Source organism: Pseudomonas sp. AGC41, assembly GCF_057334555.1.
Genome location: NZ_JBHFJB010000083.1, coordinates 1 through 19,791, shown reverse-complemented (window position 1 = coordinate 19,791; position 19,791 = coordinate 1). Strand labels below are relative to the sequence as shown.

The following is a 19,791-nucleotide window of genomic DNA, read 5'->3' as shown; positions in this document are numbered from 1 at the left end:
CCCCCCCCCCCCCCCCGCCACAGATGCACCAGACATCGACCTGGCTCACTCCGACAGTTCTGGCATGCGTCAAAGGCTGATCGGCGTGGCCTCGAAGCGCACGCGCGGGTGGGCGATCCGATCCTGGGCACGGATCAGTTGCAGCTCATAGCTGGCACACGCTTGGGTTTCCAGCAACACTTCGTGTACCGCCGAAGCGGTGAACTCGAATGCCGCCACCAGGCTGTCGCCCAACAGTATCCGCGCCAGGAATAATCCCGAGGTCAGGTCACCTACCCCTACCGGCTGGCGGGGAAACGCCAGCAATGGACGACGCAGGTGCCAGCCTCCGTCAGCCGTGACCAGCAACATCTCGAAGCTGTCGTCGGGCTTGCCGGCGTAAGCCAGGTGTTTGACCAGCACAACCTTCGGTCCACGAGCCAACAGCCCACGGGCCATGGCCAGGCAATCGAACAATGATTGCGCCTTGCGCCCGGCAAAACTGTCCAGTTCCAATTGGTTCGGACACATGATGTCCGCCACGGCAGCGGCTTCTTCCAGCAAAAACGTGCTCACCTCGGGTGCCACGATGCAGCCCTTCTCCGGATGCCCCATGACCGGGTCGCACAGATACAGCGCCTTGGGGTTGCACGCCTTGATCCGCGCTACGCCCGCCAGGATTGCCTGCCCCTGGGCCGCGCTGCCCAGATAACCGGACAGCACCGCGTCGCAGTTGCCCAGCTCGCCAATGGCCGCGATCCCCTCAACCAAAAGTGGAATCTGGTCAGGCGCCAGCACTTCTCCGGCCCACTGCCCGTACTGGGTGTGATTGGAGAACTGCACGGTATTGAGCGGCCATACATTGACGCCGACCCGCTGCATTGGAAACACGGCGGCACTGTTGCCGGCGTGACCAAATATCACATGGGACTGGATGGCAAGCAGATGAGGCGTACGTTTCATGCAGGAAGCTTCCGTAAAACGAATGAAATTCAAGCGGCGCAGTATGCGACTAAACGCAGCCTGTACGACAGACCGGCGACACAGTTAAGCTGACGGCAACTTGTTGGAGCACTTCGTTCATGCTGACCCTTGGAAACATTTTCGTGCTGATGCTGCTGGCTGCCGGTGGCGCCTGGCTGTGGCACAACCATGGCTTGCGCGAACGGGCTCTGGCGAGGGTCATGCAACACTGCGCCAATCTCAAGATCGAGCTGCTGGATGGCAACGTGGCGCTGAGCAAGATCGGGTTTGTGAAAGATGGCAGCGGGCGACGGCGCCTGGCACGTGTCTATAACTTCGAATTCACAGTAACGGGCGAGACGCGTCATACCGGCACCATCACTCAATTCGGCGCCCACAGTGCACACATCGAGCTGGCACCCTATCCGATGCCGTTCGAAGAAACCGCGCAGGCGCCCATCGAACCGGTCCAGACCCGGCCCCGGGCCGAGGTTATCGAGCTGAGCCAGTGGCGTCAGGAACACAACAAATGGAAGCCCTGAAACGAGGCTGACTCAAGGGTGGCGGCAGCTCGCCAGGCCCGCTTGAAGGATTCCCACGTCTTGTGGTTCGGCGAAGATCAGTTCGATTCGCGAATCCTGTCGCCACTCGCTCGCTTGCCACTCCAGCGGCCCTGCGTCCAACGCATTGGCGGAAACCCAACCGCCCTCGCTGTGGATAACCATTTTTGCGCGTTTCCAGTCTTTGCCGTGCAGCCATCGAGACAGCTGCGCGACGTCGAATCGTTGATCTGGATGCCAGCGCCAACCGATACTCCAGCTTTCGCCCTGCTGCTGATGCAGGCAGATCGGCAACGTCGGGTCACTCCAGATGGCCGGCATCTGCCCCAGGCTCTTGTGCACATTCAAGTTATCCACAGCGAAATTATCCACAGCCCTGTCGCCACGATTCACCAGGCCGGGCAGCCGATCAATCGGCAACGCAGCCTGATGGGTCCAATACAGCGCAGTCTCAGGCAATTGGGAAATAATGCCCACACGATCGGCTTCGGTAAGGTCTTCGGACTTGTTCAGCACCAGCAAACCCGCGTCAGCCAGGACCTGTCTTTGCGCATCGGGCAACGGCTTGCCGTTCGCCATTGCCTTGGCATCCAGGACCAACACACAAGGCTGGATCGCCAGCACGCCAAGCCAGGGCGCTTCGTTCAGCTGTCGCAAGAGTTGCGCTGGATGACCCAGCCCGGATGGTTCGATGAACAGACGGTGTGGCCGCGCCTTGCGCAATAAACGGCCAAGGCCGATCTGAAACGGCGCTCCATTGACGCAACACAAACAGCCCCCGGCCACTTCGCCCAATGCGATACCATCGGCGGCCTGGGTCAGCAGCGCGGCATCCAGGCCGATCTGGCCGAACTCGTTGATCAGCACGGCCCAGCGCTCATCAGCCGGACGCTGAGCCAGCAATTGCCTGATCAGGCTGGTCTTGCCTGCACCCAAAGGGCCGCCAATCACATGGGTGGGTATGTTCTGCAACATGATCGATAGCTTTCGACGGAGGTTTAAAATGCGAATGATCGGTTGGCTGTTACTGCTGCTGACCTCGAACCAGGCCTTGGCCCAGGCGTGTGTGGTGCACAGCCAGGCGGAACGGCTCGATGTCAGAGTCTGCCAGCAGAACCGCAACATTCCGCAAAAACTGTTCGCCGACGGCTTCTGCCAACCCAGCCTGCTCGGACAGAAAGTCGACGTGCAGTATGTCGACCAGTGCCCTGGCGGGGCATTTGGCATTTGCAGCAACGCCCAGGTCGCCAATATGCCTTATCGCCAGGATATTCACTATTACGGCGTAGCCACCGATGCGGCTTACCTGAAACCCTTTTGCGAAAACCAAAGCCAGGGAAACTGGCTCAAGCCTTAAGCCAGCCAATCCAGTGAAAGAATCAAACGCCGCTCGCCGGGCACCAGTTGCGGTGAGCGATGAATCAGCCCATAGCCTTCATTGCCTTGCCACTTTTCACCTTTGAGCAGCGCCACATCACCGCTGCGCATCTGCTGAATCAGACTCGCGTCGGCAGGCTCTGCTTCAGGCTGGGCCAATTGTCGACGGTCCATGACGCCTTCCATGAGCCATTGGCTGCCGACGCCGGCATAGGTGGTGATCAGCCGCACCGGCACATGGTCGACGTGAAAACGTGGGCACATCGCCGTATCCAACGCTCGCAGGCGCAGACCGACGCGCCGGGCACCGAGGAGGCAGGCAAACGCGCTGACCAGCCAGGCGACATCCGCGACGAACCCTTCATATCCGTGCAGATCGCCGAAGCCCGCGGCAAGGCCATGCAACACCGGCTGCGTATCCTCGCCCGGTAGCTCAAGCACCATCGACTCGGCCAGGGGTTGGCCCATCGAGAGCAGCATCGCCGCAAAATCGCCGATATGCGCCGGGAGGTGACGCTGCCACACCGCCAGGTTGGTGTCGTCATCCAGAATCTGCGCGAAGGTCAGCGGCGTGTCTCCCTGGATCTGCCGCAGCTGCTTCAGACGAGGCGCCAGCATCACGCCGCGACCTCTTCATGCCAGGGGCCGAACGGGTCTGGCAACTGCCGCCAGCGCTCGATGCCCAGGCTCATCTCCGCGTCGGTTAGCAGGCAAGCGTCCAGTTCGGTGGCGAGCAGCGCGAAGTCTATATTCTGACCAATGAATACCAGCTCCTGGCGGCAATCACCGGAGGCCTCCAGCCAGTTTTTCATGATCGCGGCGATGCTCTCCTCATCCAGCGGCCACTGGCTTTTCGGCACGAACCGCCACCAGCGCCCGGCGAAGCCGTGACGCATCAACCCGCCGGCCTGAGACCAACTGCCGGCTTCCTCATGTTTGCTGGCGAGCCAGAAAAAACCTTTGGAGCGCAGGAGTGTGCCATTGGTCCATGGGCGGTCGATAAAGTTGAAGAATCGTTGGGGATGAAACGGGCGACGGGCGCGGTAAGCAGTCGATGCGATGCCGTATTCCAAGGTTTCAGGCACATGCTCGCCGCGCAACTCCCGCAGCCAACCGGGCGCCTGCGCCGCGCGTTCAAAATCGAAGCGGCCCGTATCGAGGATCTGCCCCAGCGGTACCTGCCCCATGACCATCGGAATAACCTGCGCCTGGGCATTCAGGCGCGACAGGATTGCGCTCAACTCTTCTCGTTCGGAACGGCTTATGAGATCAATCTTGCTGATCAGGATCACGTCGGCGAATTCGATCTGCTCGATCAGCAAATCGGTTATGGAGCGCTCATCTTCTTCCCCGAGGGTTTCGCCCCTGCTGGAAAGGCTTTCGGCGGCCTGGTAATCCTTGATGAAGTTCACGCCATCGACCACTGTCACCATCGTGTCGAGCCTCGCAACGTCCGCCAGGCTGCGCCCTTCTTCATCGCGAAAGGTGAAGGTTTCGGCGACCGGCATCGGCTCCGAAATGCCCGTGGATTCGATCAGCAGATAATCGAAGCGGCCTTCCCTGGCAAGCTTGCCCACTTCTTCCAAGAGATCCTCGCGCAGCGTGCAGCAGATACAGCCGTTACTCATTTCGACCAACCGTTCTTCGGCGCGATTGAGGCTGACATCTCGCTGCACTTCGCTGCCATCAATGTTGATCTCGCTCATATCGTTGACGATAACGGCAACGCGCAGGTTGTCGCGATTACGCAACACATGATTGAGCAAGGTGCTTTTACCAGCCCCGAGAAATCCGGACAGCACGGTAACGGGAAGACGGTTAGGCATCAGGTTTATCCTCATCGGGGCGGCCGCTTCTGTGGCTCGTATCAGGTTTCGGTTCGGCTAAAGGGGTCAGTCGTTTTTAATGTTATATTATTACACTAAAGTACAGCCAACCCTTTTCTGCTTCCGGGCTTTTACAAAATGCTCAACTTCTTCAAATACCTGTTCGCTACGCCACTGCTGCTGATAGCGATGGGCGTTTCGGCACAAGGCGCTTTGTTGGGTACCTGCACCCGCAGCGCCAACGTGCTGGCCTGCGTAGATGGACAGGGCAATGCCTACAGCGTCGCTACGGCTGGCAATACGATTTATCTGCGTGGATATGAGGTGGCTGGCCACCGCTACTGGGCCCAGACAAACAGCCGATACGGCCAACTGACCTTCTTCACTGGACTGGCCTCCGATGGCGAAGCCTGGGTTGGATACAGTCGCCGTGTGGGTTGGACGACGATCAACCGTTTTTCCAGCTCTGGCGGCACCAGAGGCAGTTTTATGTGCGGTCGCATGAATGGCTGCCAGGAGTCTTCACGCTGAGGTTTAACGTGGAACTCTCGAGATGAAACTCTGTTCATGAAAAAGGTCTCGTCGATCTTATTGTTATACTATAACATTAAAAACGAACCTCTCATGGACCTCGAAAATGAACGCGTTAACTCTGCCGGACATTGCTGCGCAGGCATCTCGTCAAGGCATGCCGCTGGATTGGGTGGGCATGTGCGGCATCGCCGTGCCGGTGCTGGTGGACGGCCTGCGGTTGAGCGCCTCTGCCGACGCCGGCGTCAGTCTCGATGATGGCGAAGCGCGTGGCATCCATATGTCGCGTTTGTATGTGGCACTCGAAAAGCTTGAGGACACCGCGCTTTCTCCGGACCTGTTACGCCGGATCCTGCAAGAGTTTCTGGACAGTCACGAGGGTCTATCCCGGAATGCCTCACTGACCCTGCGCACCGATCTGATGTACAAGCGCCCTGCATTGATCAGCCCGTTGGCCGGCTGGAAGCGTTATCCAGTTACAGTGAAAGCACATCTGAAAAACTCGATGTTCCACGTGGAACTGCAGGTCGAAATTCCATACTCCTCCACTTGCCCTTGTTCGGCAGCGCTGGCGCGGCAACTGATCCAGCAGAAATTCCTCGACGATTTCGCGAATACAAACCTGGAGCACGCTGAAGTTCTCGCGTGGCTAGGTTCTCAGAAAGGTATCGTGGCCACCCCTCACAGCCAGCGCAGCGTCGCCATCCTGAACCTGCGCTTGGACGCCAAGCTCGATGAGTTTCCGGTGTTACCGCTGATCAACGAGGCGGAGGCGGCACTCGGCACCGCGGTCCAAACCGCCGTCAAACGCGTCGATGAGCAAGCCTTCGCGCTCGCCAATGGGCAGAACCTGATGTTCTGCGAAGATGCCGCGCGGCGCCTGAACATAGCGCTGAGGCCGCTGCCCTGGGTTTACTCTCTTGACGTACGAGTCGTTCATGCGGAAAGCCTGCACGCCCACGATGCCGTCGCCCAAAGCCATTGGCGACGGGAGGACTCATGATTCGTTGCCAGGGATTGAGTTGGGGTATCCCCGGGCGCCCTCTCACTCCACCTCTGCACATGGAGCGCCCGGAGGGCAGCCTGACCGCAATAATTGGCGCCAACGGATCAGGGAAAAGCAGCCTGCTGAAAGTCATCGCCGGGTTACAGAAGCCACTGACCGGGAAGGTCTCGCTCAACGTTCAACGGCGCGGCGGCGTGTCGTTCCTGCCTCAACAGCAGCACCTGGATCGGCAATTTCCCATCAGCCTGCAGGAATTGGTGGCGGCAGGTTCCTGGGGTAATCGACAGGAACCTGCAGCACGCAACCAACGACTCAAGGCGGTTCTCGACGACTGGGCCTTGAGCGGCCTGGAACACCGTCCGCTGATGGCGTTGTCGGGTGGCGAGTTGCAACGGGCCCTGCTTGCGCGGCTGAGCCTGACCGAAGCGCCACTCCTGTTGCTGGACGAGCCCCACGCAGCCCTTGATGAACAAGGCCAGGCACTGCTGTGGAAGAACATTCAGCGATGGCATCGCGAAGGGCGCACCCTGGTGGTGGTTTGTCACGATTTGGCTGCGGTGCATCAACACATCCCTCATACCTTGCTGATCAATCCGTCCGGCTGCGTATTGGCTCGCAGCGCCGAATTGATCGCCCCGACGCCTTACACACAGGTCGCTTGATGCTCACAGCCAGCCACTTCTGGCAGCCCTTCCAGGAATTTGTCTTCATGCGCCGGGCCTTGTTGGGCGGATTGGTGCTGGCATGCAGCACGGCTCCGCTAGGCGTGTTCCTGATTCTGCGGCGCATGAGTCTGATCGGCGATGCGGTAGCTCACGGCATCCTGCCGGGCGCGGCCCTGGGTTTCTGGTTCGCCGGTCTGAGCCTGCCAGCCTTGACGGTGGGTGGCCTGGGCGCCGGCTTGAGCATGGCCGGGCTGGCGGCGTGGATCACCCGCCGCACCGGCCTACGGGAAGACGCCAGCCTGGCGGCGATCTACCCCATCTCCCTCGCCGCCGGAGTCTTGATCCTCGGTATGGCCGGTAAACGCCTGGACTTGCTCCACCTGTTATTCGGCTCGGCGCTGGCGGTGGACGGCCCGACACTCACCGGCATGCTCTGGGTTTCGGCGGCCAGTCTGGTGGCGATGGCGTTGATCTATCGCCCGCTGTTACTCGACACCCTGGACCCACTGTTTCTGCAAACCGTCAGCCGTCTGGGTCCCCTGGCTCACGGCGTATTCCTGACCCTGGTGGTGCTGAACCTGGTCATCGGCTTCCAGGCCATCGGCGCGTTGATGGTGGTCGGCCTGATGATGCTGCCGGCGGCCGCGTCGCGATTCTGGAGTCGGCGCCTGCCGATGTTGATGCTGGTCGCTGCATTGCTCGGTTGTCTCTCGGTGTGGCTGGGCCTGCTGTTGTCCTTCTATTTTTCGCTGCCCAGCGGGCCGGCCATCGTCCTGGTGGCGGGCGCGTCCTATCTGTTGTCCGTGGTATTCGGTCCGGTGCACGGCTTGCTGCGCCGCCCGCCCCTGCTTACATCCCAATGAGGTGTTTCCCGATGCGCGCCCTGCTCCTGATATTCAGCTTGATGCTGTCCATGTCCCTGTCTGCTGCTGAAAAACTCAAGGTGGTGACCAGCTTCAGCATCCTTGCCGACATGACCCGACAAGTCGGCGGCGAGCATGTCCAGATCACCAACATGGTGGGGCCGGACGCTGACGCACATACCTATGAACCCACGCCGGACGACGCCAAGGCGTTGCTCGGGGCGAAACTGATCATCAAGAATGGGTTGGGCTTCGAGCCGTGGCTGGATCGCCTGGTGACCAGCACCGAAACCGGTGCCCCGGTCATCAGTGCCAGCCGTGGCGTGATTCCACGCTCGCTGGAAGAAGATGGCGAGACCATCCTCGATCCGCACGCCTGGCATAACCTCGCCAACGCCGTGCTTTATGTTGGCAACATCACCAAGGCATTGGAGGCGGCCGACCCGGCGAACAAGGCCGACTACGAACGTAACAGCCAGGCGTACCTGAAGAAGATTTATGCGCTGCTCGCCGAAGCCAAGGCGAAGTTCGCTGCGTTGCCACCGGGCAATCGCAAGATCGTCACGTCCCACGATGCGTTCGGTTACCTGGGCCAGGCTTATGGTATCGAGTTCCTGGCGCCGCAAGGGTTGTCTACCGAGCGTGAACCGTCAGCCGCGGAAGTTGCTGCGTTGATCACCCAGATTCGTAAAGCAAAAGTCAAAGCCGTGTTCATGGAAAACATCAAGGACGCGCGCCTGCTCAAGCAGATCGCCGACGAAAGCGGCGCGCACATCGGTGGCACGCTGTACTCCGATGCCCTCGCCGCCAGCGGACCGGCCAGCACCTTTACCGGTCTCTTCGAATACAACCTCAACACACTCTACGAGGCACTGGGCCGGCCCTGATAACAGGCCGCTGATCAAGCCCTCGGCTTGACCGTCCCGCAATCCTGCCCCAGCCATACGGCGCGGGTGTCCAGGCTGCCGTTCTGCTGGATACCTGTGGCGTTGAACGTGCCATTGACCTGGGTGGTGAATTCGCGATCGCTCTGGAATGTCGCGATACCGTTGCCCTGGGCTTTCGGGCAACTGAAGCGGAATTTCCACTGGTTGCCGGTACGCTCGGTGATCTGCTGCTTGCAGCCTGATTGCGGATCCTGCAGCGGGATGTCATTGGTCTGCACCTGTGCCGGAGTCAGGCACACCCGGATCCCCTTGCCCCCCATGGTGATGCCCTGCTTTTCCAGCATTGCCCGCTGTTCAGGCGTCATCTGGTTCTGCAGTTGACCAAGGATCAATTGCAGATCCGGCAGGTTCTGGTTGTCGACTTTCATATTGCTGGTCGTCAATTCCCACAAGCCTGGTTGAAGCATCTGCGCCTGAGCCGCCACAGGAACCGACAAGCCAACGGCCAAGGCCAAACCCAGCAGACGAACATTCATTGCACAAACTCCAGAGGACAAGTGGCCGTTAGACGCCACCTTCAGGCTTCGGTTCAGACCCGCGCCGAGTGAATTAAATAGCGACATTCGCCTTGGAACATGGTCTGTTAAGCATTGAAGTTTCAGGAGCAAGGCAGCCCCATGGATTTTTTTGGCCCGCATGTTTTCGGTTACCTGATCGCGCTGCTCCATACCCTCGGCTCCATCGCCGCCGTCCATGCGGTGCTGACGGTGCGTACCGCCCAGGGCTCGATTGCCTGGGCCCTGTCGCTGGTATTCATCCCCTACCTGACATTGATTCCTTACCTGGTCTTCGGCCGCAGCACCTTCGACGGCTACATCAAGGCGCGTCGACAAGCCAACGAGGAAATGCGCAAGGCGATCTCCGAGCTCAACTGGCGCCCCTGGGTCGAAGAAGCGCTGGCCGCTCGCGCATCCCAGGCCTACGCCTCGTTACGGGCCATGCCGAAGTTGGGACGCACGCCGTGCCTGGCAAACAATCAGGTGCGCCTGTTGGTTGATGGCCCAGCTACGTTCGAAGCGATTTTCCAGGCCATCGAGAGCGCTCGCGAAGCGGTTCTGGTGCAATTTTTCATCATCCACGACGACCGGCTTGGTCAGCGCTTGCACGCGTTGCTGTTGAAGAAAGCCGCTGAAGGTGTGGCGGTCTACCTGCTTTACGACCGTATCGGTAGCCATTCCCTGCCCCATCGTTATGTCCAGGCCTTGCGCGACGGTGGCGTTCACGTCAAAGCGTTTGCCACTCGCAGCGGTTGGCTCAACCGGTTTCAGGTCAACTTTCGCAACCACCGCAAGATTGTCGCCGTGGACGGCGTCCTGGGGTTCGTCGGCGGGCACAATGTGGGCGATGAATACCTGGGGGAAAAACCACCCCTGGCACCGTGGCGCGACACCCATGTGGAGGTACGCGGCCCAGTGGTAGCGAGCATGCAGGAGTCCTTCGCCGAGGATTGGTTCTGGGCGGCGCGTTCCCTGCCGCCGTTGATCCTGCCGGACACTTATCCGGACGACGGAGTGCTCTGCCAACTGCTGGCCAGCGGTCCGGCCGATGCCTACGAAACCTGCTCGCTGTTCTTCGTCGAAGCCATTCACGCGGCAAACGAACGCATCTGGATAACCACGCCGTATTTCATTCCCGACGAGGCGGTATTCGCGGCTTTGCGCCTGGCCGTGCTGCGCGGCGTGGACGTGCGCATCCTGTTGCCGTCGCGACCGGATCACCGGATCGTCTACGCCGCGTCCAGTCTTTATGCGTTCGAAGCAGTGCGCGCCGGCGTGCGGGTGTTTCGTTATGAACCGGGTTTCCTGCATCAGAAAGTGGTGCTGATCGACCGGGAAATCAGCGCCGTCGGCAGCGCGAACCTGGACAACCGTTCGTTCCGGCTGAACTTCGAAGTCATGCTGCTGACCGTCGACATTTCCTTTGCCGGCGAGGTCGAGCAGATGCTCGAAAAGGACTTCGCCCAGGCCCACGAAGTGGCCAGACGGGAAAGCCGGGAAACCCACCGCCTGCAGAAGGTCGGGATGCGGATCGCCCGGCTGATTTCGCCGATTCTTTAAGGCGTGTAGATGTCGTCGCGGGTCCAGGGCAGCTCATGGCTACCATCGGCGTGGGCCTTCACCGCGAGGATCTGATGCAGGTTTATCCAGCCCTTGGCGAATGCATAGGCGCAGCCGGCCAGGTAAAGACGCCAGATTCGCAGCGCCTGTTCCGGCACTTCCCTGGAAGCGGCTTCGAGGTTGTCCTCCAGGCGCTCGCTCCAATGGTCGAGAGTGCGCGCGTAATGCATGCGCAGGCTTTCCACATCGACAATTTCCAGCCCCGCTTCGCTGATCTCGGCGGAAATCATCGACAGGTGCGGCAACTCACCGTTCGGGAATACATACTTCTCGATAAATTCACCCGCGCCGCGACCTACCGGACGCCCGTCGGTGTGCTTGGCGGTAATCCCGTGATTCATCACCAGCCCACCCTCACGGACCGCGCCGTACAGCGTCTTGCAGTACTGCGCCAGGTTGGCATGCCCGACGTGTTCGAACATGCCGACGCTGACCACTTTGTCGAATCGACCATCCTGGGGCAGGTCCCGGTAGTCCAGAAGCTGGAGCTCTACCTGGTCCTCCAGGCCTTCGGCCTTTACCCGCTCCCGCGCCAACGCAAGCTGCGCCTTGCTCAGGGTAATGCCGAAGACCTTGGCGCCGAATTCCCGTGCGGCAAAGCGCGCGAGACCACCCCAGCCGCATCCGACGTCCAGCAGGTAATCGCCGGGTTGCAGGCGGAGCTTGCGGCATAGGTGGCGGAATTTGGCTTGTTGCGCTTGCTCGAGGGTTTCACTGCCGGTCTCGAAATACGCACAGGAATACACCATGTCGCTGTCAAGCCAGAGCTGATAAAACGCGTTGGACAGATCGTAATGATAGGAGATGGCCTTGGCGTCGGTTTCCTTGTCGTGCAGCGCACGCACCGGGAGGTGGCTCTCGTCTTCGTCCACCAGAGCCTGGCTCAGCTCGTCACACACCCGGATGACTTCGTTGATCGAGCCCTCCAGTTCGAGTTTGCCCTCGACAAACGCCGCTCCCAGGGCATCCAGGCTGGGATGGGTGAATTGCGCGACCATTTGTGGGTCCTTTACCACAATCGTGACGCTGGGATCGGCGCCCAGCGTGAACTCATGGCCGTCCCAGAGCCGCAACCGAAGCGGTAGGTGCAAATTCTGTAAGGCCGGTGGAAGTTGAGCCAGCATGTAATAACCTCCCCATGTTTCAGATTGTTTCAGACGTCTGAAATGAGGGTAGACCATCATGGAAAAATAGCAGGCTATCGAATTTATAGCCTTTTTCTATCGTCTTCCATCTACCGCCCGAGCGGTGACTGCCTGGATTGGCTGGGCCCTCTCGCTAGAGACTGCGGGTGCGAGCGACAGTTCGCTCGGGGTCGTCAGCGGCTATCCGACTGGATCTTCGCCAAGGGCTCGTGAAACCGCAGCAGTCGTCCCGCATTGCCCAGCACCAGCAATGTGCTCAGGTTATGCAGCAGCGCGGCGATCATCGCCCCCGCTGCTCCGAGCCAGCCGAACGCCGCGAAAGCGACGATGGCCAGCGTCCAGCCCAGGCCGATGATCACGTTGACCTGCAACGTGCGTCGACATTGACGACTCAGCCGCACGCAGGTGCCCAGGCGTCGCAAGTCACTGCCGATCAACACGATATCCGCCGACGCCAGGGCGATATCGGCACCGCCCGCGCCCATCGCCACGCCGACCACACCGGCTTTCAGCGCCAGCGAATCGTTGATGCCGTCACCCACCACCATCGGACGGAAACCCTGGTCGATTTCGACCATGACCCGGTCAAGCTTGTCCTCCGGCAGCGCCTGTGCCTGCAGCTCGCTGATACCGACATCGTGCGCCAGGGCGGCGGCCACACTCTGGCGATCCCCCGTGAGCAATAACTGGCGACCCAACCCCAGCGCCCGCAGTTCGCTCATGGCCACCCGCGCTTCCGGCTTGACGCTGTCGGCCAGCAGCAGCCAGGCGCGAAACTGCCCGTCCAGTGCCAGGCCGGCGATCGGGCCGTCATGACTGGGAACCGTCGGTATCTCGATGCCCAACCGGGCAAACAATTCGGGTCGGCCAAGGGCGGCCTCCCCCTGCACTGTCATGGCGACTACCCCGAGCCCCTGGCGTTCGTGAATATCGGTCAGCGGCAGATAATCTTGCGCTGCCACCAGCCCCGCCAAGGCCCGACTGACCGGATGACTGCTGGCCGATCCGAGGCTCGCGGCCAGTGGCAGCAATGCGGCAGGGTCGTCCTCGGTACTTTCGATCGATTGCAGACGCAGGGAGCCGTGGGTCAGAGTTCCGGTCTTGTCGATGACTAACGAGGTGAGGTCCGCCAGCTCCTCGAGAAAAGCCGAGCTGCGAATCAGGATCCCGTGGCGCGCCGCCACCGCTATCCCGGCGATGGCCGTCGCCGGGGCTGACAACACCAAGGCGCAGGGACACGCCGCCACCAGAACCGCCAACATCGCCTGGGCGTCATTGGTGACAAACCAGGTAACCGCCGCCAGCAACAACACCAGCACCAGATAACTTCCGGCGTAACGTTCCAGCAAACGAGTGATTGGCGGTTTCGAGCGCTCGGCGTTCTGCATCAGCGCAATGACTTTGCCCAGCGTCGATTCATCGCCGGTGCGGGTTACCTCCAGGCGCAACAGACCGTCGAGGTTGATCGCGCCCCCAAAGACTTCAACACCCGCCACCGCCTCCAATGGCACCGACTCACCCGTAATGGGCGCGGTGTCGAGGCTCGCTTGGCCGGACAGCACCCGACCATCGGCGGGCACCCGGTCGCCGGCGCGGACCTCCACCACATCGCCGGGTCGCAACGTAGCGTTGTCCACTTCGATGATCGAGCCATCGGCCTGCACTTTGCGGCCCTGGCTGCGGGTCAGTTGGCCAAGGGCATCGATCGCTTCCTGGGAACCGATGACGCTGCGCTCTTCCAGTACATGGCCGAAAATCATGATGATCGGCAACAGCGCCGCCGTCAGCAGGTCTCCCGTAGCCCAGGCCCCCAGCATCGCCAAGGCAATCAACTGATCGGTAATCCCATGCAGACTCGGATAACGCAGGCTGTACCATGCGGAGCGCATCACCGGCACCGCCACCAACAGCGAGGCAAACCCCAACAGCAGTTGGCTGACGGTACCCTGCTCCGGCAACCAGACGCGCCAGGCCAGGCCCAGGGCAAGCAAGCCGAGGGCGAGCATCGCCAGGGTCAGTTGCCGAGCGGCCGCGCGTTGCTCGGCGGTGGACAGCATCGGCATGTTGATAGTCTGCGCGGTCATTGGCCGCCTCCCTGGATGATCAGACGAGAATCGTCTTTCGGGTCGACCGTGGTGACGGAACCAGCCCGACCAAGAATCCCGGGCATGCGTTCGCGGTACAGACGCTGCAGCATCTGCGGATCGCTGTCCTGGGTTTTCGCCAGGCCCGACACCGAGGCTGTGTCGGTCGATGCCTTGGCAAGCCGTTCGCTGGCCTGGGCATGGGCGACTTGTAACGCACGGTCGGCTTCCTCGCGGGCAGCCTGGGTCTGCTTCTCCGCCTCGGTTCGGGCGTTGGCGACCGCTTTGTCGGCCTGCTGGCTGGCTGTCAGCACCGCATTGAATGCGCTCACCGCCGGCCCCGGCAGGCTCGATTGCACGTCGACCCGCACCACTTCGATCCCCAAGCCCTGCCCTGTCGCGGTCAGGTCAGCCAGGCGCCGATTGATGCCCTGCACCAGGTCGCCACGCAAGCGTTCACGGCGCTCCGCGGCTTGGGTATCGCTGCCCATCAGTTCGGGGCGGGCCACCAGAATCGTGTCCAGGTCTCGCGCCGCGGCAAGCGCCACGGCACTTCTCGTCGCCAACCGGTCCAACGCCGGCAATACATGTTCGCCTTGGAGAACAAACGCATAAGGCTCGATGACCTTGTAAAAGAGCCGCACATCCAGTTGCACCACGCCCGCATCGCCGGTCAACAGATAACCGGAGCCCGCGAGTTCGTCGCTGACCGGAGTGGCAAAACTGGCGACGCGATCAGCCTGCAAGGCCGCATCCGAACGCAGCAGACTTTCCACCCGGCGCTCCAGCACCCGGTCTGCCGCCGGCAGCAAAATCACTTGTTCCACGGGACGCGGCCAAGCCAATAACAGACCGGCGTTCTGGATTCGGTCCAGCGCACCAAAGTGCAAAACCACCGCCCGGCTCTGCGGATCAATTTGCCGCACATTTGAAAATACCCAGGCCAATGCCGCCAGGACAGTCACGGCATAAAGCGCAAGGAACGCCAGACGCCCGGCCTGAATCCACGGGCTGGATAACTCATTTGTTCCACGTGGAACCACACTCATGGTTGTGTTCCACCTTTAGGCTCCAGGGCGGGTGGACCATCCACCAGAACGCGAAACGGTGCCGCATCAGTGCGCAAGATCAGTTTGGTTCCGGGGCCGACAATAGTGTTCAAGGTGTCCAGCGAGCGCAGCAAATTATAAAGCTGCGGCGAACCGGCATAGGCCTTGCCGTAGATTTCAGCCGCTTCGACGCGGGACTGCGCTTCGATACTCGCCGCTTCAACCGTGGCATCAGCCTGCATGATTCGCGCATCGCGTTCGGCCGCCGAGCGAATCTGCGCCGCTTCGCGCTTGCCGATGGCTGTGCGCTCCGTGGCGATGGTCTCACGCTCGGCCCGCATACGATCTACGGTCGCGGTGAGCGTCACCGAGGGCAGCGTCAGGCGTTCGATGCCCACCTGCAAAACCCGCACGCCATAAGTGGCGAGCAATTGTTGCTCGATCTGCTGGCGCAACTGGGCCTCGAAATCGGCGATATGCACCTGACTGGCGTCGGTATTGACCAGGTTTGCCAAATCAAAACTGGCCGCCGTTGTTTCCAGCGCCGAGCCGACGAAGGTGCGAATCTGCCGCGCGGCTTCGTCCGGCTGGTTCTGCACGGCGCGCATGAAGCGCTGCACATGGTCCGGGTCACCCTGGACCTGCCACGCCACATAGGCCTGGACGATGATCCGCAGACCGTCGCGGGTGCCGACGTCCTGCAATCCGCTGGAGGTGGTGCGCAGCCTGAGATCTACCGGGATCGCCGCTTCGAAAGGTGCCGGCCAGCGCCAGCCCAGGCCGGGTTGTAAAAGTACCCGCGCCGGGTTGCCGAAACGGGTAATGACAGTGGCCTCCCCCGAACGCACCTGGACCAGGCTGGCGGCCGCAACGGCAAACGCCACCAGCAGCGCGGCCCAGCCCATCCGCCGCCACGGAAACGGGCCGGCTTGCTGCGGATCGCCATGATGGTGGTGATGTCCGTGATGATGTCCGGCATGACCGTGATCGTGACCGGCATGGTCGTGATGACCATGGGAAGAGGACTGGCTCAATGGGCAGCTCCTGGCTGGACAGGTTGGTTTTGCGATGCGGGATCCGCCGGCAGCGTGAAAGTGCGCAGGTCAATGGTCGGCGCGTTGCCGTTGCCGCCCAGGCGATGGTCAAGGATCAGCAAGCTGGCGCTGCCGAGGCCCTGGCTAAGTTGACCGAGGTATTGCTCCAGCACGAAGGCATGGCCAGCCGTCGCGTAGGCTTGGCGTTCGGCGCGAAAGCGCAGGTCGGCGGCTTGGGCAGTGGCGTTGATTTCACGCGCCGTGGCTTGGGCCTGATCGTTGGCAATGCTGGCTTGCAGTTGCGCCTGGTTGACCTGCTGCGCAGCGGCGCCACGCTCGCGGGCGATTAACGCTTGGGCGCCGATCTGCGCCGCTTGCACACCGTGGTAGGCATTCGCTGCGCCAGCCGGGGGATGGATCGCCTCGACCACTGTCGCAAGAATCTCCACACCGCTGTCGAGCGATTGCAGATCGGCCTGTACGGCGCGACCGATTTCCTCCGCCAGGCTGACACGGTCCGCACCCAGCAATCCGTCCAGCGTGCGCGAGGCAAATTCATGCACCAGGACGCGGCTGGCCGTGCTGCGAATCAACGTCGGAATATCAGCACTGTGGTAAGTCGCCGCCAACGCCGCTGCATCCGTCAGGCCGATGCGATAGACGAAGCGTACGTCCATGTTGACGATCTGGAAGCTCTGCTGATCCGCGCGACGGCTGGCAATGACCTGGGATTTGTCATTCACATGGCTGGCATCCCACAACCGATTGGCGATAGCCGGAGCCGGGCCCTCTGCCGGTTCCGCAACCGAGGCCGTCTTGCCGTCGCCGACGCTGGACGCCAACTCGTGGACGACACCGTTCTCGACGTTCAATACCCTGCCCCACGGCCACGGCAACCCTGCGTGGAGACCGGGGCCAAAGACCTGCACCGGCTTGCCGAAACGTTCATAGATCCCGCGCCCTTGCAGCGGCACCTCATGCACGCCGGTCAGCAACCACCCGACCAGCACCACCAATGCCAGCACCGGAAAAAATGCCCGGCGCATGTAGCTGAACGCCCAGATCTGGCGCAGGTCGATGCCAAAACGATTGTGCAATTCATGCTGCAAGGCCAACAGTGGTCGCGGCGGCCAGCGCAGCAGATCGGCGACCACACTGCGTCCCAGAAGCGTCGGTTCCAAGGTGTTCCGGCGCGGGCTGAATAACGCCAGCAGCGCGCGTAGCAACAACTCCGCCGCCACCAGGCCCGGCAACAAACCGATCAGCACCGCCAGGCGCACCGGCCAGAGGGACGCCTCCCCGGCAAAGAGCAGACACACGGCAGCCAGTACCAACACGATGATCGGCATCCGTGTCAGTTGCGCCAGCGGTGCCGCTTCGGGCCATTCGGCAGGCGGCTGCTGAGCCAGTTGGCGCTCGAACACCAACAACCCGAACGCCAACACTAACGAAAGCACCGCGCCGACGCTGGCCGCCACGCCGAGCGAAGCGGCAGGCAACGCCAGGTCCCAGGTTTGCTCCAGCACCAGCAACGACAACAGCGCCCAGCCGGCAAGCCACAGGAGCGGCCCGCCGATTTGCTGCAGCAGACCGATCCAGCGCGCGCTGATCCGCTCAAGCAGGCGCTCGTACCAACCCGAGTTATCAACAGGCTCGTCTTCGCCAGGCAGGATATCCACAACGGGCAGCAGCGCCTTGCTACGCCATTGCGTGATCCACCAGGCCGATTGCAATCCGGCCACCAGCACCGATAACGCCGCGCCTTGGCTCACCAGCAACGCCGGCCATATCGATTGTGGCGAAAAAAGCCCGATGAAAAACGCCGACACCAGCCCCAGCCCCGCAAGGCCGCCCAATACGAGCGCGATCCGCTTCAAGCGCAGCCCTTGGAATGCTGCGCGCTGGAAGCGCGGCCAGTCGGCCACGTGTGCCCCGTCTATTTCCAGATCGACTTGCATGTCACTCCAGTGCTTGTGGCATTCGAGAACCGGACACGCGAGGCCTACGTCACCGCATCGCTCCGTTATATGTCGTTACCTTATAACCGACGCTGTGAAATTTCCGTTTTGAATTCTTCATGGCAAACCCTGCGGCGGACGCTTGACTTAAGCCTTGACCGTTATCCGCGAAAACGCTCATATTACGATCATAATTTTTTGCCAGGCATGAGGAAAACGGTAATGAGCAATTACGACGTGATCATTCTGGGCGGCGGCCCCGGCGGTTATAACGCAGCGATCCGGGCCGGACAGTTGGGGTTGAAAGCGGCCTGCGTGGAAGGCCGTGCCACCCTCGGCGGCACTTGCCTGAACGTCGGTTGCATGCCCTCCAAGGCGTTGCTGCATGCCTCCGAACTGTACGAAGCAGCCAAGGGCGCGGAATTCGCCCAACTGGGGATCAACGTCAGCCCTACCCTCGATCTCGCGCAAATGATGAAACAAAAGGATGAAAGCGTCGCGGGCCTGACCAAGGGCATCGAGTTTCTGTTTCGCAAAAACAAGGTTGACTGGATCAAGGGCTGGGGCCATATCGACGGCCCCGGCAAAGTGACCGTCACCGGTGAGGACGGTGGCAAGACCGAACTGAGTGCCAAGGACATCATCATCGCCACCGGCTCCGAGCCGACGCCACTGCCGGGGGTCGACATTGATAACCAGCGCATTCTCGACTCCACCGGTGCGTTGTCCCTGAGCGAAGTACCTCGGCACCTGGTGGTAATCGGCGCTGGCGTCATCGGCCTCGAACTCGGTTCAGTCTGGCGGCGCCTGGGTGCCGAAGTCACCGTCGTGGAGTACCTCGATCGCATCTGCCCAGGCGTCGACGGCGAAGCCGGCAAGACCCTGCAGCGGGCCCTGGCCAAGCAGGGCATCCAGTTCAAGCTGAGCGCCAAGGTGACCCGCGCCGTTTCCTCGGCAAGCGGCGTGCAACTGCAAATTGAACCCGCGGCCGGAGGCGAGGCGCAAACCCTGGACGCCGACTACGTACTGGTTGCCATCGGCCGTCGGCCTTATACCCAGGGCCTGGGGTTGGAAAATGCAGGATTGGCGACCGACCAACGCGGCATGCTTGCCAACGAGCGCCACCGCACCGAAGCGCCCGGCATCTGGGTGATCGGCGACGTAACGTCCGGGCCGATGCTCGCGCACAAGGCGGAAGACGAGGCCATGGCCTGCATCGAACAGATTGTTGGCAAGGCCGGCGAGGTCAATTACAACTTGATCCCCAACGTCATCTATACCCGTCCTGAACTGGCCAGCGTCGGCAGGACCGAAGAGCAGCTCAAGGCCGAAGGCCGCGCCTACAAGGTCGGGAAATTTCCGTTCACCGCCAACAGTCGGGCGAAGATCAATCATGAAACCGAGGGGTTCGCCAAGGTATTGGCCGACGAGCGCACCGACGAAATTCTCGGCGTGCACCTGGTAGGCCCGAGCGTCAGCGAGATGATCGCAGAGTACTGCGTAGCGATGGAATTCGGTGCCTCGGCCGAGGACATCGCCCTGATCTGCCACCCTCACCCCACTCGCTCTGAGGCGTTGCGCCAAGCGGCGATGAACGTGGAGGGGATGGCGACGCAGATGTAGTCACCCGGCTAAATGGAACATCTGTGGCGAGGGAGCTTGCTCCCGCTCGGCGGCGAAGCCGTCG

Annotated in this window: 19 protein-coding genes; 9 read left to right on the top strand and 10 right to left on the bottom strand. The window is 61.4% G+C overall.

From position 1 onward, the window contains the following. Positions 1 to 69: 69 nt before the first annotated feature. A complete protein-coding gene (gene pdxY / locus ACE04F_RS15015; protein WP_486106330.1) occupies positions 70 to 942 on the bottom strand; it encodes a pyridoxal kinase PdxY in 873 nt (290 codons plus the stop codon). A 119-nt stretch (positions 943 to 1,061) separates the two neighbouring features. On the opposite strand from pdxY, the gene ACE04F_RS15010 reads away from it, so the two are divergent. Continuing rightward, positions 1,062 to 1,484, top strand: coding sequence for a DUF3301 domain-containing protein (locus ACE04F_RS15010; protein WP_486106328.1), 423 nt, complete (start codon positions 1,062 to 1,064; stop codon positions 1,482 to 1,484). Between the two features lie 12 nt (positions 1,485 to 1,496). On the opposite strand, the gene ACE04F_RS15005 is transcribed toward ACE04F_RS15010, so the two are convergent. After that, positions 1,497 to 2,477 (bottom strand): CobW family GTP-binding protein, encoded by a 981-nt coding sequence (locus ACE04F_RS15005; protein ID WP_486106326.1) that lies wholly within the window; start codon positions 2,475 to 2,477, stop codon positions 1,497 to 1,499. Between the two features lie 28 nt (positions 2,478 to 2,505). Here ACE04F_RS15005 and ACE04F_RS15000 point away from each other — a divergent pair, with 28 nt between their 5' ends. Continuing rightward, complete coding sequence (locus tag ACE04F_RS15000; protein WP_486106324.1) at positions 2,506 to 2,859, top strand: NADH:ubiquinone oxidoreductase; 354 nt, start codon at positions 2,506 to 2,508, stop codon at positions 2,857 to 2,859. Here ACE04F_RS15000 and ACE04F_RS14995 read toward each other — a convergent pair. Together ACE04F_RS14995 and zigA are read right to left on the bottom strand one after the other, a co-directional pair. Beyond that, positions 2,856 to 3,497, bottom strand: coding sequence for a DUF1826 domain-containing protein (locus ACE04F_RS14995; protein WP_486106322.1), 642 nt, complete (start codon positions 3,495 to 3,497; stop codon positions 2,856 to 2,858). The genes ACE04F_RS15000 and ACE04F_RS14995 overlap by 4 nt on opposite strands. Beyond that, complete coding sequence (gene zigA / locus ACE04F_RS14990) at positions 3,497 to 4,705, bottom strand: zinc metallochaperone GTPase ZigA (RefSeq protein ID WP_486106320.1); 1,209 nt, start codon at positions 4,703 to 4,705, stop codon at positions 3,497 to 3,499. The genes ACE04F_RS14995 and zigA overlap by 1 nt, the downstream gene beginning before the upstream one ends. 138 nt (positions 4,706 to 4,843) lie before the next feature. Here zigA and ACE04F_RS14985 point away from each other — a divergent pair, with 138 nt between their 5' ends. The 5 genes from ACE04F_RS14985 (at position 4,844) to ACE04F_RS14965 (ending at position 8,657) form a co-directional block, all read left to right on the top strand. Beyond that, complete coding sequence (locus tag ACE04F_RS14985) at positions 4,844 to 5,236, top strand: glutamine synthetase (RefSeq protein ID WP_486106319.1); 393 nt, start codon at positions 4,844 to 4,846, stop codon at positions 5,234 to 5,236. Between the two features lie 106 nt (positions 5,237 to 5,342). Next, on the top strand, positions 5,343 to 6,239 hold the full coding sequence (gene folE2, locus ACE04F_RS14980; protein WP_486106317.1) for a GTP cyclohydrolase FolE2: 897 nt from the start codon (positions 5,343 to 5,345) through the stop codon (positions 6,237 to 6,239). Then, positions 6,236 to 6,904, top strand: coding sequence for a metal ABC transporter ATP-binding protein (locus ACE04F_RS14975; RefSeq protein ID WP_486106315.1), 669 nt, complete (start codon positions 6,236 to 6,238; stop codon positions 6,902 to 6,904). Before folE2 ends, ACE04F_RS14975 begins: the two co-directional genes overlap by 4 nt. Further along, entirely contained in the window at positions 6,904 to 7,770 is an 867-nt protein-coding gene (locus ACE04F_RS14970) for a metal ABC transporter permease (protein ID WP_486106313.1), read from the top strand. Before ACE04F_RS14975 ends, ACE04F_RS14970 begins: the two co-directional genes overlap by 1 nt. Positions 7,771 to 7,781: 11 nt before the next feature. Next, the gene (locus tag ACE04F_RS14965) at positions 7,782 to 8,657 is read left to right on the top strand and encodes a metal ABC transporter substrate-binding protein (protein WP_486106311.1); all 876 of its coding nucleotides are present in this window, start codon (positions 7,782 to 7,784) and stop codon (positions 8,655 to 8,657) included. Positions 8,658 to 8,671: 14 nt separating this feature from the next. On the opposite strand, the gene ACE04F_RS14960 is transcribed toward ACE04F_RS14965, so the two are convergent. After that, positions 8,672 to 9,193, bottom strand: coding sequence for a DUF3617 domain-containing protein (locus ACE04F_RS14960; protein WP_486106309.1), 522 nt, complete (start codon positions 9,191 to 9,193; stop codon positions 8,672 to 8,674). Between the two features lie 141 nt (positions 9,194 to 9,334). Here ACE04F_RS14960 and cls point away from each other — a divergent pair, with 141 nt between their 5' ends. Continuing rightward, on the top strand, positions 9,335 to 10,774 hold the full coding sequence (cls, locus tag ACE04F_RS14955; protein WP_486106307.1) for a cardiolipin synthase: 1,440 nt from the start codon (positions 9,335 to 9,337) through the stop codon (positions 10,772 to 10,774). On the opposite strand, the gene cfaB is transcribed toward cls, so the two are convergent. The 5 genes from cfaB to hflK (ACE04F_RS14930) all read right to left on the bottom strand — a co-directional run bounded on the left by cfaB (position 10,771) and on the right by hflK (ACE04F_RS14930) (position 18,104). Further along, positions 10,771 to 11,958, bottom strand: coding sequence for a C17 cyclopropane fatty acid synthase CfaB (gene cfaB, locus ACE04F_RS14950; protein ID WP_486106305.1), 1,188 nt, complete (start codon positions 11,956 to 11,958; stop codon positions 10,771 to 10,773). The genes cls and cfaB overlap by 4 nt on opposite strands. 194 nt (positions 11,959 to 12,152) lie before the next feature. Next, positions 12,153 to 14,063 (bottom strand): heavy metal translocating P-type ATPase, encoded by a 1,911-nt coding sequence (locus ACE04F_RS14945; protein WP_486106303.1) that lies wholly within the window; start codon positions 14,061 to 14,063, stop codon positions 12,153 to 12,155. Then, positions 14,060 to 15,112, bottom strand: coding sequence for a protease modulator HflK (hflK, locus tag ACE04F_RS14940; protein ID WP_434570654.1), 1,053 nt, complete (start codon positions 15,110 to 15,112; stop codon positions 14,060 to 14,062). The genes ACE04F_RS14945 and hflK (ACE04F_RS14940) overlap by 4 nt, the downstream gene beginning before the upstream one ends. Beyond that, positions 15,109 to 16,146, bottom strand: coding sequence for a protease modulator HflC (gene hflC / locus ACE04F_RS14935; RefSeq protein WP_486106301.1), 1,038 nt, complete (start codon positions 16,144 to 16,146; stop codon positions 15,109 to 15,111). The genes hflK (ACE04F_RS14940) and hflC overlap by 4 nt, the downstream gene beginning before the upstream one ends. Continuing rightward, positions 16,143 to 18,104, bottom strand: a complete 1,962-nt coding sequence (gene hflK, locus ACE04F_RS14930) for a protease modulator HflK (protein WP_486106299.1) — start codon at positions 18,102 to 18,104, stop codon at positions 16,143 to 16,145. Before hflK (ACE04F_RS14930) ends, hflC begins: the two co-directional genes overlap by 4 nt. 222 nt (positions 18,105 to 18,326) lie before the next feature. Here hflK (ACE04F_RS14930) and lpdA point away from each other — a divergent pair, with 222 nt between their 5' ends. After that, a complete protein-coding gene (gene lpdA, locus ACE04F_RS14925) occupies positions 18,327 to 19,727 on the top strand; it encodes a dihydrolipoyl dehydrogenase (RefSeq protein ID WP_486106297.1) in 1,401 nt (466 codons plus the stop codon). Positions 19,728 to 19,791 lie beyond the last annotated feature (64 nt).

Excerpts from the sequence above, each read along its gene's own strand:
- ACE04F_RS14985 (WP_486106319.1), top strand. The coding sequence starts at position 4,844 with ATGCTCAACTTCTTCAAATACCTGTTCGCTACGCCACTGCTGCTGATA.
- ACE04F_RS14960 (WP_486106309.1), bottom strand. The coding sequence starts at position 9,193 with ATGAATGTTCGTCTGCTGGGTTTGGCCTTGGCCGTTGGCTTGTCGGTT.
- hflK (WP_486106299.1), bottom strand. The coding sequence starts at position 18,104 with ATGCAAGTCGATCTGGAAATAGACGGGGCACACGTGGCCGACTGGCCG.
- pdxY (WP_486106330.1), bottom strand. The coding sequence starts at position 942 with ATGAAACGTACGCCTCATCTGCTTGCCATCCAGTCCCATGTGATATTT.
- ACE04F_RS14945 (WP_486106303.1), bottom strand. The coding sequence starts at position 14,063 with ATGACCGCGCAGACTATCAACATGCCGATGCTGTCCACCGCCGAGCAA.
- ACE04F_RS14995 (WP_486106322.1), bottom strand. The coding sequence starts at position 3,497 with ATGCTGGCGCCTCGTCTGAAGCAGCTGCGGCAGATCCAGGGAGACACG.
- ACE04F_RS14965 (WP_486106311.1), top strand. The coding sequence starts at position 7,782 with ATGCGCGCCCTGCTCCTGATATTCAGCTTGATGCTGTCCATGTCCCTG.
- cfaB (WP_486106305.1), bottom strand. The coding sequence starts at position 11,958 with ATGCTGGCTCAACTTCCACCGGCCTTACAGAATTTGCACCTACCGCTT.
- hflK (WP_434570654.1), bottom strand. The coding sequence starts at position 15,112 with ATGAGTGTGGTTCCACGTGGAACAAATGAGTTATCCAGCCCGTGGATT.
- ACE04F_RS14975 (WP_486106315.1), top strand. The coding sequence starts at position 6,236 with ATGATTCGTTGCCAGGGATTGAGTTGGGGTATCCCCGGGCGCCCTCTC.
- ACE04F_RS15005 (WP_486106326.1), bottom strand. The coding sequence starts at position 2,477 with ATGTTGCAGAACATACCCACCCATGTGATTGGCGGCCCTTTGGGTGCA.
- ACE04F_RS15010 (WP_486106328.1), top strand. The coding sequence starts at position 1,062 with ATGCTGACCCTTGGAAACATTTTCGTGCTGATGCTGCTGGCTGCCGGT.
- ACE04F_RS14970 (WP_486106313.1), top strand. The coding sequence starts at position 6,904 with ATGCTCACAGCCAGCCACTTCTGGCAGCCCTTCCAGGAATTTGTCTTC.
- cls (WP_486106307.1), top strand. The coding sequence starts at position 9,335 with ATGGATTTTTTTGGCCCGCATGTTTTCGGTTACCTGATCGCGCTGCTC.
- zigA (WP_486106320.1), bottom strand. The coding sequence starts at position 4,705 with ATGCCTAACCGTCTTCCCGTTACCGTGCTGTCCGGATTTCTCGGGGCT.
- lpdA (WP_486106297.1), top strand. The coding sequence starts at position 18,327 with ATGAGCAATTACGACGTGATCATTCTGGGCGGCGGCCCCGGCGGTTAT.
- ACE04F_RS15000 (WP_486106324.1), top strand. The coding sequence starts at position 2,506 with ATGCGAATGATCGGTTGGCTGTTACTGCTGCTGACCTCGAACCAGGCC.
- folE2 (WP_486106317.1), top strand. The coding sequence starts at position 5,343 with ATGAACGCGTTAACTCTGCCGGACATTGCTGCGCAGGCATCTCGTCAA.